This is a genomic window from Rhodanobacter sp. Root627, assembly GCF_001427835.1.
Lineage (GTDB): Bacteria > Pseudomonadota > Gammaproteobacteria > Xanthomonadales > Rhodanobacteraceae > Rhodanobacter > Rhodanobacter ginsenosidimutans.
Genome location: NZ_LMGW01000001.1, coordinates 1,295,398 through 1,310,934 on the forward strand (window position 1 = coordinate 1,295,398; position 15,537 = coordinate 1,310,934).

A 15,537-nucleotide genomic window follows, 5' to 3' on the forward strand; every position below is an offset into this window, starting at 1 on the left:
ATCGGCATCCGACCCAAGGTTATGCAGATCGAGCAAATCAAACCCATCATCGAGGCCGCGCTGCTGGCCTCCAGCCAGCCGATGACCACCCATCAGCTCGGCGACCTGTTCAGTGAAACCGACGAGGTCGGCCACGAGCAGATCGCCCGCGCGCTGGAAGCACTGGCCGGCGATTGCGAAGGCCGTGGCGTCGAGTTGAAGGAGGTCGCCTCCGGCTTCCGCTACCAGGTGCGCCAGGACGTGCATCCATGGATCTCGCGGATGTGGACCGAACGGCCCAGCCGCTACTCCCGCGCGATGCTGGAGACATTGGCCCTGATCGCCTACCGCCAGCCGATCACCCGCCCCGAGATCGAGCAGATCCGTGGCGTGGTGGTTTCCTCCAACATCATCAAGACGATGGAGGAGCGCGAGTGGATCCGCGTGGTCGGTTACCGCGACGTGCCCGGCAAGCCGGCGCTGTTCGGCACCACCCGCGCGTTCCTCGATTACTTCAACCTGAAATCGCTGGACCAGTTGCCGCCGCTGTCGGAAATCCGCGACATGGAAGACCCGCAGCTGCGCTTCGAACCCGAACCCCTGCCCGCCCGCGTCGAACGCGACCTGCCCATCGATCCGGACGAAGCCGTGCCGGAAGCCGCGGAAACGGAAGGCGACGCAAGCACCACCGACATCCAGGCAGCCGCCGACGACGCGGATGCCGATCACCACGAAACCGACAACGCGACCAGTGCTGACATGCCGGCCGCTTCACCCGAGTCCGACGAGACCGGCTCCGACACGAGCCCCGCCGTCGCCAACCCGATTGCCACTGCCGATGAGGCAGCGAACCCCGCCGCGGACGTCGAACCCGACGCCGCAAGCCAAGATTCCGAGGAGTACCGCGCATGACTGCGCCGCAAAAATCCGTCCTGTCCCTGAAGCGCGAACCGCGCGACGAAGCCGCCGCCCAACTGGAAGAGCGCCTGCACAAGGTGCTGGCCAACGCGGGCCTGGGCTCGCGCCGCACGCTCGAAGTGCGCATCCAGTCTGGCGAAGTCGAGCTCAACGGCACGCGTGCCGAAATCGGCACCAGCGTGCATGCCGGCGATCGCGTCACGCTCGACGGCAAGCAGTTCGTGGTGGCTACCGACAGCCGCGACGACACCGAAGTGCTGATCTACCACAAGCCCGAAGGCGTGCTGACCACGCGCGACGACCCCGAAGGCCGCCCCACCGTGTTCGAACAGCTGCCGCGCCTGAAGGGTGCGCGCTGGGTCGCCGTGGGCCGCCTGGACATCAACACCACCGGCCTGCTGCTGCTGACCACCGATGGCGAACTGGCCAACGCCCTGATGCATCCCAAGAGCGGCCTCGAGCGCGAATACCTGTGCCGCGTGCATGGCGAAGTGCCCGACGAGATCATCGAGCGGTTGAAGGCCGGCGTGGAGCTGGACGATGGCCCCGCCCGTTTCGACGAAATCGCCGTGATCAGCCGTGGCGGCAGCCACAGCTGGTTCCGCGTGGTGATCCGCGAGGGTCGCAACCGCGAAGTGCGCCGCCTGTGGGATTCGCAGGGCTTCCTGGTCAGCCGCCTCAAGCGCATCCGCTACGGCCAGATCGAACTGCCGCGCAACCTGCGCCGCGGCGACTGCGAGCCACTCGATGCCGAAGCGGTAAAAAAATTGCGCCAGACCACTGGCCTGGGCGCGCCGCAACCGGTGCTGACCCTGAGCCCGGTGCTGCACCAGCGCCGCGCCAACCGCAGCGTCACCGAATACCGCCCCGAGCGCGGCGCCGGCACCGCCTGGACCGGCGGCCAGGACGAAGCCCGCGAGATACGCGCGTTTGACCGCATCCGCGAAGAGCCCACCCGTGGCCGCAAGCCGCCGCGGCGCGACGGCAAGGAAGTCAACGGTAACGTGGCCCGCCCCGAGCGTGCCGGCGGCGCACGCAGCGGTGGCGCCGGCCGCGGCCGGCGCGTGGCGCCGGGCCAGGAACTGCCCTCGGTACGCACCTGGTTCGCCGGTGAAAGCCGCGACGGCGCGAACCGCGCTGGCGGCGCACCGCGCGGCAACACCGCCGGTGGTGCTGGCAATCGTCGCCCCGCGGGCGGCAAGCCGTTCGGCGCACGCGCCGGTGGCGAGAACCGCAGCGGCGGCAACCCGTATAGCGGCTTCGGCGGCGAATCGCGCGGCACCGGCGGTGGCAACGGCAATCGCGCCCCGGGCGCACGGCCGCAGGGTCAGGGCAATCGCGCGCACGGCAATCAGGCTGGCGGCGGTCGTCCGCAAGGCCAGGGTGGCAACCGTCCCCAAGGCGCCGGCCGACCGCAGGGTCAGGGTGGCAACCGTTCGCAGGGAGCCGGTCGTCCGCATGGACACGGCGGCGCCGCCGGTGGACGCCCGCCGGGTGGCCGTGGCGGCAATCGCTCGGGCAACCGCTGAGCCGGTCGCAAACTGATCGGAGCCACTAACGATGGTGCGTATCTACCACAACAACCGCTGCACCAAATCCCGCGCCACACTGGCCTTGCTGGAAGCGCGTGGCGACGACATCGAGGTCATCAACTACCTCGACAACCCGCCCACCGCGGCCGAGCTGGCCGTGTTGCTGAAGCAGTTGGGGATGACCGCCCGTGCGCTGTTGCGCACGGGTGAAGCGGAATACCAGACGCTGGGGCTGGCGGACGAATCACTCGACGAACCTGCCCTGATCGCGGCGATGGTGGCGCACCCGAAACTGATCGAGCGCCCGATCGTCGTCGCCAACGGCAAGGCCGCCATCGGCCGCCCGCCGGAGACGGTGCTCGCGATACTCTGAGCGCGCTCCTGTAGGAGCGACTTCAGTCGCGACCCGGGGTAACGGCAAGGCCAGGTCGCGGCTGAAGCCGCTCCTACAGGGGGTTATCCCCGTGCGGGGAACCCGGTATCAGTCGAGGTCCAGCGAAAACGCATCCGCATCCATCCATGCGGGAAAGCGCTCGCGATGCGCCAGCAGCACCGCCGGGTCCAGCGTCACGGTGGCCACCTGTTCCTGCGCACCGAGCTCGATCAACGCCTCACCTACCGGATCAACCGCCACGCTGTCGCCGGCATACGGCAACTCGTTGCCGTCCACGCCGACGCGGTTCACGCCGATCACGTAGCTGAGGTTTTCGATCGCCCTGGCGCGCAGCAGCGTGCGCCACGGATGGCGTCGCGGTGCGGGCCAGTTCGCGACGAACAGCGCCAGGTCGTAATCCATGCCGCCCTCCGCAACGGCCAGCCGGCGATTGCGCAGCCACACCGGAAAACGCAGGTCGTAGCAAACCTGCGGCAGGATGCGCCAGCCTTTCAGCGTCACGATCAGACGCGCATTGCCGCCGCCGTAGCGGGTGTGTTCGCCAGCCATGCGGAACAGGTGGCGTTTGTCGTATTGCTGGAAACTGCCGTCGGGCTGCATCCACAGCAAACGGTTGTAAACCACGCCATCTTCCAGGATCGCCAGGCTGCCGCAGATCACCGCGCCTACCTCGGCCGCCAGCGCACGCAGCCAGGCCAGGCCTTCGCCCTGCATGGTTTCCGCGCTGGCGCGGGTGTCGTTGCTGAAGCCGGACAGGAAGGTTTCCGGCAGCACGATGAGGTCGCTGCCTTTGGCCTGGCGCACCAGCGCGCCGTAGTAGTCGCGATTGGCCGGTGCGTCGTGCCAGCGGGTGGCGCCCTGCACCAGCGAGACCTTCAACGGCTGCATGCTCACAGCCGGCACAGGCGTTCGGCGCCCGCCTCCATGGTGGCGTCGCTCTTGGCGAAACACAGCCGCAACAATCGCGTGCCGGGCGCGGTCTCGTAAAACGGCGTCAACGGAATCCCTGCCACGCCGCCCTGCTCCACCAGCCAGCGGCTGAAGGCCACATCGTCTTCATCGCGGATCGCCGAATAGTCGACCAGCTGGAAATAACCGCCCGGCACATCCAGCAGCTTGAAGCGCGACGGTGCCAGCAAGGCGCGGAACCGATCGCGCTTGGCCTGATAGAACGCCGGCAACTCCAGGTAATGCTCGGGCGTGCTGGCCATGAATTCGGCAAATGCCACCTGCGCCGGATGGAACGTGCAGAACGTGAGGTACTGATGCACCTTGCGGAACTCGGCCGACAACGCCGGCGGCGTGATCGCGTAACCGACCTTCCAGCCCGTGCAGTGGTAGGTCTTGCCGAACGAGGAGATCACGAAGCTGCGCTCGGCCAGCTCCGGATGGCGCAGCACGCTTTGGTGCTGCGCGCCGTCGTACACGATGTGCTCGTAGACCTCGTCGGACAACACCACGATGGACGTGTCGCGCACGATCGCCGCCAGCTCGTCCAGGTCGCCCGCCGACAGCACGGCGCCCGATGGGTTGTGCGGGCTGTTGACCAGGATCATGCGGGTTTTCGGCGTAATCGCGTCGCGCACGCGCTGCCAGTCGATCGAGAACGCCGGCACGGTCAACGGGATGTGCACCGCGCGGGCGCCCTGCAAGTCGATCGCCGGCTCGTAGCTGTCGTAGGCCGGGTCAAACACGATCACCTCGTCGCCCGCGCGAACCACCGCCGCCATCGCCGCGAACAGGGCTTCGGTGGCGCCGGAGGTCACCGTGATCTCGCGGTCGACGTCGACCTTGCGGCCATACAACCGCTCGGTCTTCAGCGCGATCTGCTCGCGCAGGCCGGCGGTGCCGTGCATCGGCGCGTACTGGTTGCGGCCTTCATCCATGGCGCGCGCAAGCGCATCGCGCAGCGGCTGCGGTGGTTCGAAATCCGGAAAGCCCTGCCCCAGGTTCACCGCCTTGTGTTCCAGCGCCAGCTGGCTCATCACGGTAAAGATGGTGGTGCCGACTTTCGGAAGCTTGGTTTCGATCATGATGATTTGGCCGTCTGGATGCCTGAATCGGGAATGGGACATTATATCGACGCTGCCCTGCGCATTGGCGTGATCAGCGGCAGGCAGGCAGATCATCCAGCGGACGTTTCTTGCATTGCTCGTGCCTCAGCGAGGTGGTGGCCGGCAGTCGCTCGGCCAGGAAATCCACCAGTGCGCGCACGCCCGGCAGCATGCCGCGCCGGCTGGGATAGACAAAGTGCATGGTGCCGCCGGGAACGCTCCAGTCCGGCAGCACCACTTCCAGCTCGCCGCTGGCGATGGCCGGCGCGCAGACGGACTCCGGCAACAGCGCCACCCCCATGCCGCGGCGGGCGGCTTCCAGCAGCACGGCGAAATCGCCGGTGATCAGCCGCGCCTGCACTTCAACGACAGACTGCTTGCCGTCGGCATCGATCAGCTCCCACACCTGCGCGCCCTCGTGCTCGCGCATCGACAGCGCCGGCAAGCGGGCCAGCTCATCGGGTTGCGATGGGCGCCCCTGCGCGTCGAGCAGCGTGGGGCTGGCCACCAGCTTGGTCTGCGCCTGGCCGAAACTGCGCATGACCAGGTTGGCGTCGGTATCCAGCTTGGTGCGTACACGGATGGCCAGGTCGTAGCCCTCGCCGATCACGTCGACGCGGCGATCGCTGGACAACAGCCGTACCTGCATTTTCGGATACAGCGCCAGGAAATCCGGCAGCAGATACGCCAGCACCGTCTGCGTCAGCGATATCGGACAGCTCAGCCGCACCACGCCGCGCGGCTCCGCGCGCAACTCGTCCACGGCATCCTGCGCGGCCTGCGCTTCTTCCAGCACGGCGCGGCAATGCGCGTAGAAGCGCTCGCCCACCTCGGTGACCATGAAGCGGCGCGTGGTCCGCTGCAGCAGGCGCACGCCCAGCCGCTCCTCGAGCTGGGCCACGCGCTTGCTGAGGCGGGATTTCGGCACGCCCAGCGCCCGCCCGGCAGCGGAAAAGCCGCCGTGTTCGACCACGGCCGCAAAGAAGTACAGGTCGTTGAGATCCTGCAGCGCACCCGTCAATACCGTCATGACTGTTTCCTTTTCAGAACGATAAGTCCGATAACTGCGGACTTATCGCCACATTGTTTCGAATATATCCTGATTTCGTCGCCGGTCTTCCGGCCCAAACAGGAAACCAGCCATGAAAATCGTCCATATCGATTCCAGCGCCCTCGGCAGCTACTCGGTGTCGCGCCAGCTCACCGCCGACATCGTAGCGGAGCTGAAGCAGGGCACGCCCGACGCCACCGTCAACTATCGCGACCTCGCGGCGCAACCGCTGACGCACTGGTCGCCGGTCGCCGACGCCAATGACCCCGCTGCCGTGGCGGGGAACGCGATGCTGGAAGAGTTTCTCGCCGCCGACGTGGTGGTGATTGGTGCGCCGATGTACAACTTCGGCATCCCCAGCCAGCTCAAGGCATGGCTCGACCGCGTGCTGGTCGCCGGCAAGACCTTCCGCTACACCGCGAACGGCCCCGAGGGCCTGGCCGGTGGCAAGCGGGTGATCGTGGCCTCCAGCCGCGGCGGCTTCTACGGCGAGGGGACCGGACGCACCGCCGTGGATTTCCAGGAACCCTACCTGCGGGCGGTATTCGGCTTCATCGGCATCGGCGAGATCGAAATCGTGCGGGCCGAAGGCGTGGCGGTGGGCGACGAACAGAAATCGGCAGCGCTGAAATCGGCGCAGGACGCGATCCACATGCTGGTGGCCGAAGCCGCCTGACGCGCCACACGACGCCAGCGGCAGCGGTCCGTGCGTCGATAACAACCACCGGTCGCGGCACGTCGCTCCCCACGGCGGCCGCACCGGAACCGCCAAGCAAAGGCCAGCCTCACAAGCTGGCCTTTTGCGTGGCTGAAAGGCCATCCCCAGCGCTCCGGCCACCCCTGCCATCAGTCATATCCCGATTTCAGGCTCCGCCCATTGACGGCTCAAAACATGGTGTTATAGTTCACTACAACACCGGTCAACGAGTTCACTGAGGAGCACGCCATGAAATCGCAAAACCTCATCGCCAGTATCGCCGCCGCCCTGTTCACCTTCGCCACGCTGGGCGCGGTCACCTACAACGTCGATGTCCCGCCGGCACCTGCCGCCGCGACCCATCGGACCGTCACCGACCTGCCCATGATCGTGGTCCACCCCACCGCCGCCGAGCGGCGCGAGGCCGCGCTGATCGACAGCGGCGACTTCATCGGCGCCGCCGCCGGCCATGGCGGCGGGCCGCACCTGAGCCTGGTCAGCTCGCAATTGGCCATGCCCTACTATTCGTTCGCCAATCAATTCGGCGGCATCAGCAAGGAATAAGCATGACCATCACCTGGAACGACAACGCGCCGATCTACCGCCAGCTGCAGCAACGCGTGGTGGCGATGATCCTGGACGGCGCCTTGAACGAGGGCGACCCGTTGCCGTCGGTACGCCAGGTGGCAGCGGATTACCAGATCAACCCGCTGACCGTCTCCAAGGCCTATCAGGAACTGGTCGATCAACAATTGGTGGAAAAACGGAGGGGCTTGGGCATGTTCGTCATCGAAGGCGCTCGCGAGGCGCTGCTGAAATCCGAGCGCGAGCGGTTTCTTCGCGAGGAGTGGCCCGTACTGTTCGCCCGGCTGCAGCGGCTGGGGCTGGATCTGAAGACTTTGCTGCGCGAAGCGAGCACCCACACGGAGCAACAGTCATGAGTGCGGTCATCACGGCCAGCAGGCTGGGCAAGCGGTACAAATCCTCGGTGGCGCTGGATGATGTCAGCTTCCAGATCGAGCCCGGCCGCATCGTCGGCCTGATCGGCCCCAACGGCGCGGGCAAGACCACTGCGTTGAAGGCCATCCTCGGCCTCACCGATTTCACCGGCGAGTTGAACGTGCTGGGCTACGACCCGCGCAAGCAGCGCGACAAGTTGATGGGTGACGTGTGCTTCATCGCCGACGTGGCCGTGTTGCCACGCTGGATCAAGGTCAGCCAGGCGGTGGATTTCGTCGCCAACGTGCACCCGCGTTTCAACCGCAAGAAGTGCGAGGCCTTCCTGGCGCGCACCAAGCTGCAACCGAATCAGCGCGTGCGGCAGATGTCCAAGGGCATGATCGTGCAGTTGCACCTGGCGCTGGTGATGGCGATCGACGCACGCCTGCTGATCCTGGACGAACCCACCCTCGGCCTGGACATCCTCTATCGCAAGCAGTTCTACCAGAACCTGCTGGAGGACTATTTCGACGAGAACAAGACGATTATCGTAACGACCCATCAGGTGGAGGAAGTCGAGCACATCCTCACCGACCTGATGTTCATCCGTGACGGCAGGATCGTGCTGGACGCCGACATGGATGCGGTCGGCGAACGCTTCATCGAGGTGATGGTCAACGCCGACCAGGCCGACGCCGCCCGGGCCCTGAAACCCATCGACGAGCGCCAGGTTTTCGGCAAGAGCATTTTTCTGTTCGACGGCGCGAGCCGCGCGACGCTGGAGCCGCTGGGCGAAACCCGCCGCCCCTCCGTCAGCGACTTGTTCGTGGCCACCATGAAGGGAACCTACGCATGAACAACCAGACGTTGAAAGACCTGTACTGGCTGGTGAAACGCGAATTCTGGGAGCACCGTGGCGGGTTCTTCTGGGCACCGGTCATCACCGGCGGCATCTTTCTGCTGCTCAACATCATGGGCATCATCACCGCCGAAGTCCTGGGCGCCCGCAACGGCATCAACTTCGGCGCCAGCGGCGGCCTGCAGCAGGTCATCGCCGAAATGGATGCCGGCGACCTGAGCAAGGTCGGGTTTGCGCTGGACATCGCGATGTATTCGGCCATGGGCCTGCTGGTGGTAGTGCTGGGTTTCGTGGTGTTTTTCTACTGCCTCGGCGCGCTGTACGACGACCGCCGTGACCGCAGCATCCTGTTCTGGAAATCACTGCCGGTGTCAGACACCAGCACCGTGCTATCCAAGGTCATCAGCGCCACCGTGCTGGCACCGGTCATCGCCGTGGTCGTGGGCATCATCGTGGGCATGCTGCAGCTGCTGATACTTGCGGTCACCCTGTCCTTCCACGGCGTCAACGTGTGGCAGTTGCTGCTGCTGGCCCATCCATTCCGGGTGATGTTCAACCTGATCGGCTACATCCCGCTGTATGCGCTGTGGGCGGCACCGGCCGTCGGCTGGCTGCTGATCTGCTCCGCCTGGTCCCGCAGCAAGCCCTTCCTGTGGGCGGTGGCACTGCCGGTGGGCGTGGGTCTGCTGGTGACCTGGTTCGGCATCATGGGGCTTTTCAACCTGCCCACCGCCTGGTTCTGGAAAAACATCGTGCAGCGCGCCCTGCTGAGCGTGTTCCCCGGCACCGGCAGCATGTTCGGCGACAGCATGATCCATATCTCGGGCAACACGGGAACGGACGTCCTGGACTTGGCGCAGACCTGGCACCTGGCCGCCTCACCCAGCCTGTGGATCGGCGTGGTTGCCGGCGTGGCCCTGCTGGCCGGCGCCATCTGGTTCCGCCGCTGGCGCGACGACGCCTGAGCTCGGTGACGGACGGGTCGCCCGGCCCGTCCGTTACACAAACATTCGCCCGGTCCATTCTCGGACATTGGCCAACAGCACGACTTGCCCTGCCGAATTCGCTTTGCGATTTCGCCGGCCCACTGCGCCCCAAGGATCACCATGAAATCGCTCCAAGCCACCCTGTTCGCGCTCTTCACGCTCGTCGCCATACCGCTCGCATCGTCGGCGCATGGTGTCGGCGCAGCCACGCCGCCGACACGCACCGTATTGCTGGTTGGCGACAGCCTGAGTTCCGCGCATCGCATCCCCGCCGAGGCGGGCTGGGTCAATCTGCTGCAGCAACGCGTCAGCGCCGCCAGCACCACGGCGCCGAAGATCATCAACGCCAGCCGCGGCGGCAAGACACTGACCGATGCCCTGAAGGAACTCCCCGGGTTGATCGCCGCCCACCACCCGCGGCTGGTCATCCTGGAGCTTGGTGCCAACGACGCCATCCTCGGTGCAAGCCGGCAGCAACTGGAAACCGACATGACACGCCTTATCGATATGGCGCAGGCGTCGGGGGCAAAGGTTGCCGTGCTGGGCTTCCGGATTCCGCCCAAGCTGGACAAGGACCATTGCGCGGACATGCTGGCCGGCGTCTATCAGCGGATACAGCACGACAAGCAGATCGTGCTGCTGCCCTCGTTGATGGCCGGCATTTCCGACCAGCCCGCCCTGCTGCTGGACGACGGCGTGCATCCCGGCGTCGACGCGCAGAAACTGCTGCTCGACAACACATGGGCCACGCTGCGCCCGTTGCTGCTCAACTGATCCCGTGATCGACTTCGACCAAGGAGCACATCCATGAAACCGTTCTCTTACCGCGCCCTCGCACTGGTTCTGCTGCTGCCGCTGGCCGCATGCAGTCAGGCCCCTGATTCCCAGCCCGCGTCGACCGGGCAAACAACACCAGCGAGCAAGAACGGTGAAACTGCGCCGCGCTCGTTGCTCGCCAGAGGGATCGACAAGGCCATGCAGGAAGCCAAGAAGGATCTTGTCACCAAGAACATCGAACTGGACCATGTCCACTTCGGCAACGACGACAGCAACGACGACAACGACAAGCGACCAAAAGCCGAGATCACCCCGCAGGGCGATCTGCTGATCGCCGGCAAGAAGGTCGACGCCACACCGGCACAGCGCGCCTTGCTGCTGGACTACCGCCAGCAGATCGTGGGCATCGCCTCCGCCGGCATGGACATCGGTACGCAGGGCGCGGACCTGGGCATGCAGGCCGCCAAGACCGCGATGATGGGCGCCTTCAGCGGCAAGAGCGACAAGCAGATCGAGGCCGCCATCAAGCCGCAGACCGACAAGATCGAGGCCGCCGCCCGCCAGCTTTGCCAGCAGCGCATGCCGGCCCTGCTGGCCAGCCAGCAGAAACTGGCCGCCGCCATGCCGCAGTTCCAGCCTTACGCCACGATGGAACAGAAGGACATCGACGACTGCGCCAAGGACATGACCGACGAGGATGGCAAGCACGGCTTTGCCGTGTTCTCCGACTGACGAGCAACACGACACCCTCATCGGAATCCATGATTTCGGAACAAGGTGATCCAGCCTGCGCAAGCACACTACGACGTAGCCAACTTGGTGGCGCGGCTGGCCCGACAATTCATTAAAAGGCGGATGGCTGCTCCGCCGGTCACCCCATGTGCTGGAGGTGGCAACCGGAGGTAACGTCAATGTCGCGTCGTGGATTGTTTCTATCGATTCTTGCCATACCGGGCCTTGCCATGGCCCAGCAGACACTTCCCTTCCACCTTCACGACAACCTGGTCAGCGTCCAGGCGACGATCAACGGGAAGACTGTCAATGCGGTCCTGGACAGCGGCTCCGGGGCCATGATCGTCAGTAAATCGCTCGCCACCGAGCTCGGGCTGCAACTGGGGCATTCACCGCTGCAGGCATCCGGTGGGGGCACAGGTAACCAAAGCCTTTTTCCCGTGAAGCTGAAGAGCGTCGAATTCGGTTCGCTGGCCCTGCACGACGTACCGGGCTACGCCATCGACCTCGGCTCAATATCGTCTTCATCGGGCCTCAGGATCGACGCCCTTCTGGGATACCCGTTTTTCGAAAATCACGTCGTTCGCGTGAATTACGCTGAGTCAACCGTATCCATCTACCCCAAAAACGATCCCCCGGGCTGCCCCAACCCGATTTCCTTCGAGCTCATACACAACGTCCCTGTTGTGACCGCGACGGTCAAGAGCCAGGCGACGTCAGCACCAGAGACTGTGCATCTCGTCATCGATCTGGGAAGCCGGAATCACAACTACCTTGGAACCGCTTTCCTGCAATCCAACGCCGGCAAGGCGCTTTACACCAATGGCCACAAGCAAGCGGTCGGCGAAGGCACGGGCGGACGCGCCATGGGTGTGGTTTCTGAATTCGCAGAGCTGAGTGTCGGCACACAGCACTTTCACAACGTCAAATTTGCCCTGACCGAACAAGTAAAAGCCTTCAACCTGGAAGAGGTGGATGGGTCTCTGGGAGTCCCTCTGTGGGCGGGTGGGATAATCACGTTCAATTATCCCAAACAGCAGATCTGCATCCAGGCACCGCGCAAGTCATCGTGAGCATTCGCTCAGGGAGCCACCCATGAAAACAACCATCCACCTGCTTCTTGCCGCCACGATGGCGGCCTCACTCACCGCCTGCCACGCGCCCCAGACCGCCATCGCCACGGGAAACGGCGCTATCTTGCTGTACGGGGACACGATTACCCTGCGCGTCATCGATACGCCGAAAGCCACGATCAGTGCCGATGGTGCGTTCGCGATCGACGGCAAGACGGTGACGGTCACGCCTGCCGAACGCAGCCTGCTGGTCAACTACAACCGCAACGTGCGGAACGTGCACGAAACCGGCCTTGCCATGGGCAAGACCGGTTTCAAGATGACGACCAAGGCAATCGAGAACAAACTCTCAGCCACACCGGATCTGGCGGACAAGGCCGCCGAGGCCAGCAACCTGAAGACATTGAGCTTGGGCATCTGCAAAGCAGAGGTCGCGATCAAGGTCGCGCAGGACCAGCTTGCCGCACAAATGGCGGCCTTCAAGCCCTACGCCGCCATCATCAGCACTTCCGATGTGAAGAGCTGCGACAACGGCACCAAGGATTGATGCACCCGCCTTGGCCACACGCTGGATGGCTCATCCCTCGTGGATACCACCACGGGTCAGCGTCATCGGATCGAGCAATTTCTTCAACTCGTCCTTCGACAAACCGGTGGTTTCCAGCGCCACGTCCATGATCGGGCGATGCTGCTTGTACGCCTGCTTCGCCGTGGCGGCCCCTTTCTCATAACCGATCACCGGATTCAGCGCGGTGACCAGGATCGGGTTCATCGCCAGCGCCTGGTTCACCCGCGCCTTGTTGACCTTGAAGCCGGCGATGGATTTGTCCGCCAGCAGCACGCTGACATTGGCCAGGATGCCGATCGACTGCAGCAGGTTGTGCGCGATCAGCGGCAGCATCACGTTGAGCTGGAAGTTGCCGGACTGGCCGGCAATGGTGATCGATGCGTCATTGCCGATCACCTGCGCGGCCACCATCGCCACCGCCTCGGGAATCACCGGATTGACCTTGCCCGGCATGATCGACGAACCCGGCTGCAGCGCCGGCAACTCGATCTCGCCCAGGCCGGCGAGCGGACCGGAATTCATCCAGCGCAGGTCGTTGGCGATCTTCATCAAGCCCACCGCCAACGTCTTCAACTGGCCGGACAATTCGACTGCGGCATCCTGCGCCGCCATGCCCTCGAAATAGTTTTCCGCCGACTCGAACTTCACCCCGGTCAGCTTCTTCAACTGCTGTGCGATCGCCGGGCCAAACTTCGGGTCGGCATTGATGCCGGTGCCCACCGCCGTGCCACCCTGCGGCAACCGGCGCATGCGCTTCAACGCATCCTCGATGCGCTCGATCGCACTGGCGATCTGCGCCGACCAGCCCGACAACTCCTGGCCGAAGGTGATCGGCATCGCGTCCATCAGGTGGGTACGGCCGGTCTTGGGCGTGTTCTTCAATTCGCGGGCGCGCTTGTCGATCACCTTCTTCAGATGCTTCAGCGCGGGCAGCAACTGCTCGCTGGTGGTGAGCGCAGCGCTGACGTGGATCGTGGTGGGGATCACGTCGTTCGAGCTCTGCCCGTAATTGACGTGGTCGTTCGGATGCACCTTGGCACCGGCCGCCACCGCCAGATGCGCGATCACCTCGTTCGCATTCATGTTGGTGCTGGTGCCGGAGCCGGTCTGGAAGATGTCGATCGGGAACTGTGCGTCGTACTGCCCGTCCGCCACCGCCAGCGCCGCCTTGCGGATCGCCGCGGCCTGACCCTTTTTCAGATGACCCAGCGACAGGTTCACGTCGGCCGCGGCGGCCTTGATCAGGCCCAGCGCGCGGATGAACTGGCGGGGCAGATGCAGGCCGGAAATCGGGAAATTGTCGATCGCGCGCTGGGTCTGCGCGCCGTACAGCGCGTCGGCGGGCACCTGCAGTTCGCCCATGCTGTCGTGCTCGATGCGGAAGTTGCTCATTGGGGAGATCCTTTTATTTCTCGGTCGCAACCATTCATGCCGAACGGGGCGCTGAAAGCGCCGCGCCCGGGGGAAACGGGACAAAACACTATAGGCCGCCAAACACCAAGCCGCCGTCAATGTAAAATGGCGGTTTTCCTCCCGCCGGAACCCGCCGATGTCCACTCACACCCTGACCGCCCTGTCCCCGCTGGACGGCCGCTACGCCGGCAAGGTCGAAGCACTGCGCCCGATCTTCAGTGAGTTCGGCCTGATGCACCGGCGCGTACACGTGGAGATCGAATGGCTGCTGGCGCTGGCCGCCGAACCTAAGATCGTCGAACTGCCGCCGTTCAACGCTGCCCAGATCGCCACCCTGAAAGCCATCGCGGACGATTTCAGCGTGGCCGACGGCGAGCGCATCAAGGCGATCGAAGCCACCACGAACCATGACGTGAAGGCGGTCGAGTATTTCATCAAGGAAAAGATCGGCGCCGACGCCAGCCTGGCCCAGGCCAAGGAGTTCGTGCATTTCGCCTGCACCAGTGAAGACATCAACAACCTCTCCTACGCGCTGATGCTGCGCGACGCGCGCGCCCAGGTCTTGCTGCCGCAACTGGACGCCGTCACCGCGCAGTTGCGCGAACTGGCCCACGCCAACGCTGCGCTGCCGCTGCTCTCGCGTACCCACGGCCAGACCGCGTCGCCCAGCACTCTGGGCAAGGAAATCGCCAACGTGGTGGCGCGCATCGAACGCCAGCGCCGGCAATTGGCCGCGGTGGATGTCTCGGGCAAGATCAACGGCGCCGTGGGCAACTACAACGCCCACGCCATCACCTACCCCGACCTGGATTGGCAGTGCTTCTCGCAGACTTTCGTGGAAAGCCTGGAGCTGGACTACAACGCCTACACCACCCAGATCGAGCCACACGACAACGTCGCCGAATACTGCGATGCCGTGCGCCGCGCCAACACCATCCTGATCGACCTGGCCCGCGACATCTGGGGTTACATCTCGCTGGGTTATTTCAAGCAGACGCTGAAGGCCGGCGAAGTCGGCTCGTCGACCATGCCGCACAAGGTCAACCCGATCGACTTCGAAAACGCCGAAGGCAACTTCGGCCTCGCCAACGCCCTGCTCGGCCATTTCGCGGAGAAGCTGCCGATCAGCCGCTGGCAGCGCGACCTCACCGACTCCACCGTGCTGCGCGCACTGGGCACCGCCTTCGGCCATACGCTGGTGGCACTGGAATCGTTGAAGAAAGGCCTGGGCAAGCTCAACGTCAACGCCGACCGCATCGCCGCCGACCTCGACGCCAGTTGGGAAGTGCTGGCCGAAGCGGTGCAGACCGTGATGCGCCGCTACGGCCTGCCGCAACCGTACGAACAGCTGAAGGCGCTGACCCGCGGGCATGGCATCACCAAGGAGTCGATGCGCGAGTTCATCGGCGGGCTTGATCTGCCGGCCGATGCGAAGCAGCGCCTGCTGGAGCTGACGCCGGGCAGCTATATCGGCTTGGCTGAAGGGCTGGCGAAAGACATCTGACCAGTTCGAAACTCGCCGCGACGACAAACCTACAACCCATCACGCCTGGCAGCTTTTCGAA

General features: G+C 64.8%; 17 protein-coding genes. 13 read left to right on the forward strand and 4 right to left on the reverse strand.

Annotated elements, in window-relative coordinates; genetic code table 11:
• The first annotated feature begins 21 nt into the window (after window positions 1-21).
• Genes scpB through arsC form a run of 3 tightly spaced genes read left to right on the forward strand, consistent with a single transcriptional unit; the run spans window position 22 to window position 2,802 of the window.
• On the forward strand, window positions 22-891 hold the full coding sequence (gene scpB, locus ASD68_RS06060; RefSeq protein ID WP_056604521.1) for an SMC-Scp complex subunit ScpB: 870 nt from the start codon (window positions 22-24) through the stop codon (window positions 889-891).
• Complete coding sequence (locus ASD68_RS06065) at window positions 888-2,426, forward strand: pseudouridine synthase (protein WP_056080055.1); 1,539 nt, start codon at window positions 888-890, stop codon at window positions 2,424-2,426. The genes scpB and ASD68_RS06065 overlap by 4 nt, the downstream gene beginning before the upstream one ends.
• 31 nt (window positions 2,427-2,457) lie before the next feature.
• Complete coding sequence (gene arsC, locus ASD68_RS06070; protein WP_056080058.1) at window positions 2,458-2,802, forward strand: arsenate reductase (glutaredoxin); 345 nt, start codon at window positions 2,458-2,460, stop codon at window positions 2,800-2,802.
• A 108-nt stretch (window positions 2,803-2,910) separates the two neighbouring features.
• Here arsC and ASD68_RS06075 read toward each other — a convergent pair whose 3' ends face one another.
• From ASD68_RS06075 to ASD68_RS06085, 3 genes are all read right to left on the reverse strand, one after another.
• Window positions 2,911-3,711: an amidohydrolase gene (locus ASD68_RS06075; RefSeq protein WP_056080061.1), complete on the reverse strand. Its 801-nt coding sequence runs from the start codon at window positions 3,709-3,711 to the stop codon at window positions 2,911-2,913.
• A gap of 2 nt (window positions 3,712-3,713) precedes the next feature.
• A complete protein-coding gene (locus tag ASD68_RS06080) occupies window positions 3,714-4,856 on the reverse strand; it encodes a pyridoxal phosphate-dependent aminotransferase (RefSeq protein ID WP_056604522.1) in 1,143 nt (380 codons plus the stop codon).
• Window positions 4,857-4,929: 73 nt separating this feature from the next.
• On the reverse strand, window positions 4,930-5,907 hold the full coding sequence (locus ASD68_RS06085) for a LysR substrate-binding domain-containing protein (RefSeq protein ID WP_056080067.1): 978 nt from the start codon (window positions 5,905-5,907) through the stop codon (window positions 4,930-4,932).
• Window positions 5,908-6,019: 112 nt separating this feature from the next.
• Between ASD68_RS06085 and ASD68_RS06090 the strand changes: the two genes are divergently transcribed.
• The 9 genes from ASD68_RS06090 to ASD68_RS06130 all read left to right on the forward strand — a co-directional run bounded on the left by ASD68_RS06090 (window position 6,020) and on the right by ASD68_RS06130 (window position 12,538).
• A complete protein-coding gene (locus ASD68_RS06090) occupies window positions 6,020-6,604 on the forward strand; it encodes an FMN-dependent NADH-azoreductase (RefSeq protein ID WP_056080070.1) in 585 nt (194 codons plus the stop codon).
• A gap of 270 nt (window positions 6,605-6,874) precedes the next feature.
• Window positions 6,875-7,189, forward strand: a complete 315-nt coding sequence (locus tag ASD68_RS06095) for a hypothetical protein (protein ID WP_056604523.1) — start codon at window positions 6,875-6,877, stop codon at window positions 7,187-7,189.
• A gap of 2 nt (window positions 7,190-7,191) precedes the next feature.
• The gene (locus ASD68_RS06100; protein ID WP_056080076.1) at window positions 7,192-7,566 is read left to right on the forward strand and encodes a GntR family transcriptional regulator; all 375 of its coding nucleotides are present in this window, start codon (window positions 7,192-7,194) and stop codon (window positions 7,564-7,566) included.
• Entirely contained in the window at window positions 7,563-8,420 is an 858-nt protein-coding gene (locus ASD68_RS06105; protein ID WP_056080079.1) for an ABC transporter ATP-binding protein, read from the forward strand. Before ASD68_RS06100 ends, ASD68_RS06105 begins: the two co-directional genes overlap by 4 nt.
• A complete protein-coding gene (locus ASD68_RS06110; RefSeq protein WP_235578647.1) occupies window positions 8,417-9,388 on the forward strand; it encodes an ABC-2 transporter permease in 972 nt (323 codons plus the stop codon). Before ASD68_RS06105 ends, ASD68_RS06110 begins: the two co-directional genes overlap by 4 nt.
• Window positions 9,389-9,529: 141 nt before the next feature.
• On the forward strand, window positions 9,530-10,183 hold the full coding sequence (locus ASD68_RS06115) for a GDSL-type esterase/lipase family protein (RefSeq protein WP_056604525.1): 654 nt from the start codon (window positions 9,530-9,532) through the stop codon (window positions 10,181-10,183).
• Between the two features lie 33 nt (window positions 10,184-10,216).
• Entirely contained in the window at window positions 10,217-10,918 is a 702-nt protein-coding gene (locus ASD68_RS06120) for a hypothetical protein (protein ID WP_056604528.1), read from the forward strand.
• A 179-nt stretch (window positions 10,919-11,097) separates the two neighbouring features.
• The gene (locus tag ASD68_RS06125) at window positions 11,098-11,991 is read left to right on the forward strand and encodes a retropepsin-like aspartic protease (protein ID WP_162247409.1); all 894 of its coding nucleotides are present in this window, start codon (window positions 11,098-11,100) and stop codon (window positions 11,989-11,991) included.
• Between the two features lie 22 nt (window positions 11,992-12,013).
• Window positions 12,014-12,538 carry a hypothetical protein gene (locus ASD68_RS06130; protein ID WP_056080093.1) on the forward strand — a complete coding sequence of 175 codons (525 nt, stop codon included), beginning with the start codon at window positions 12,014-12,016 and terminating at the stop codon, window positions 12,536-12,538.
• 30 nt (window positions 12,539-12,568) lie between these two features.
• Here the strand turns inward: ASD68_RS06130 and ASD68_RS06135 are convergent, their stop codons facing one another.
• Entirely contained in the window at window positions 12,569-13,951 is a 1,383-nt protein-coding gene (locus ASD68_RS06135) for a class II fumarate hydratase (protein WP_056080095.1), read from the reverse strand.
• Between the two features lie 157 nt (window positions 13,952-14,108).
• Between ASD68_RS06135 and purB the strand changes: the two genes are divergently transcribed.
• Window positions 14,109-15,476 (forward strand): adenylosuccinate lyase, encoded by a 1,368-nt coding sequence (gene purB, locus ASD68_RS06140; protein WP_056604533.1) that lies wholly within the window; start codon window positions 14,109-14,111, stop codon window positions 15,474-15,476.
• Window positions 15,477-15,537: the final 61 nt, after the last annotated feature.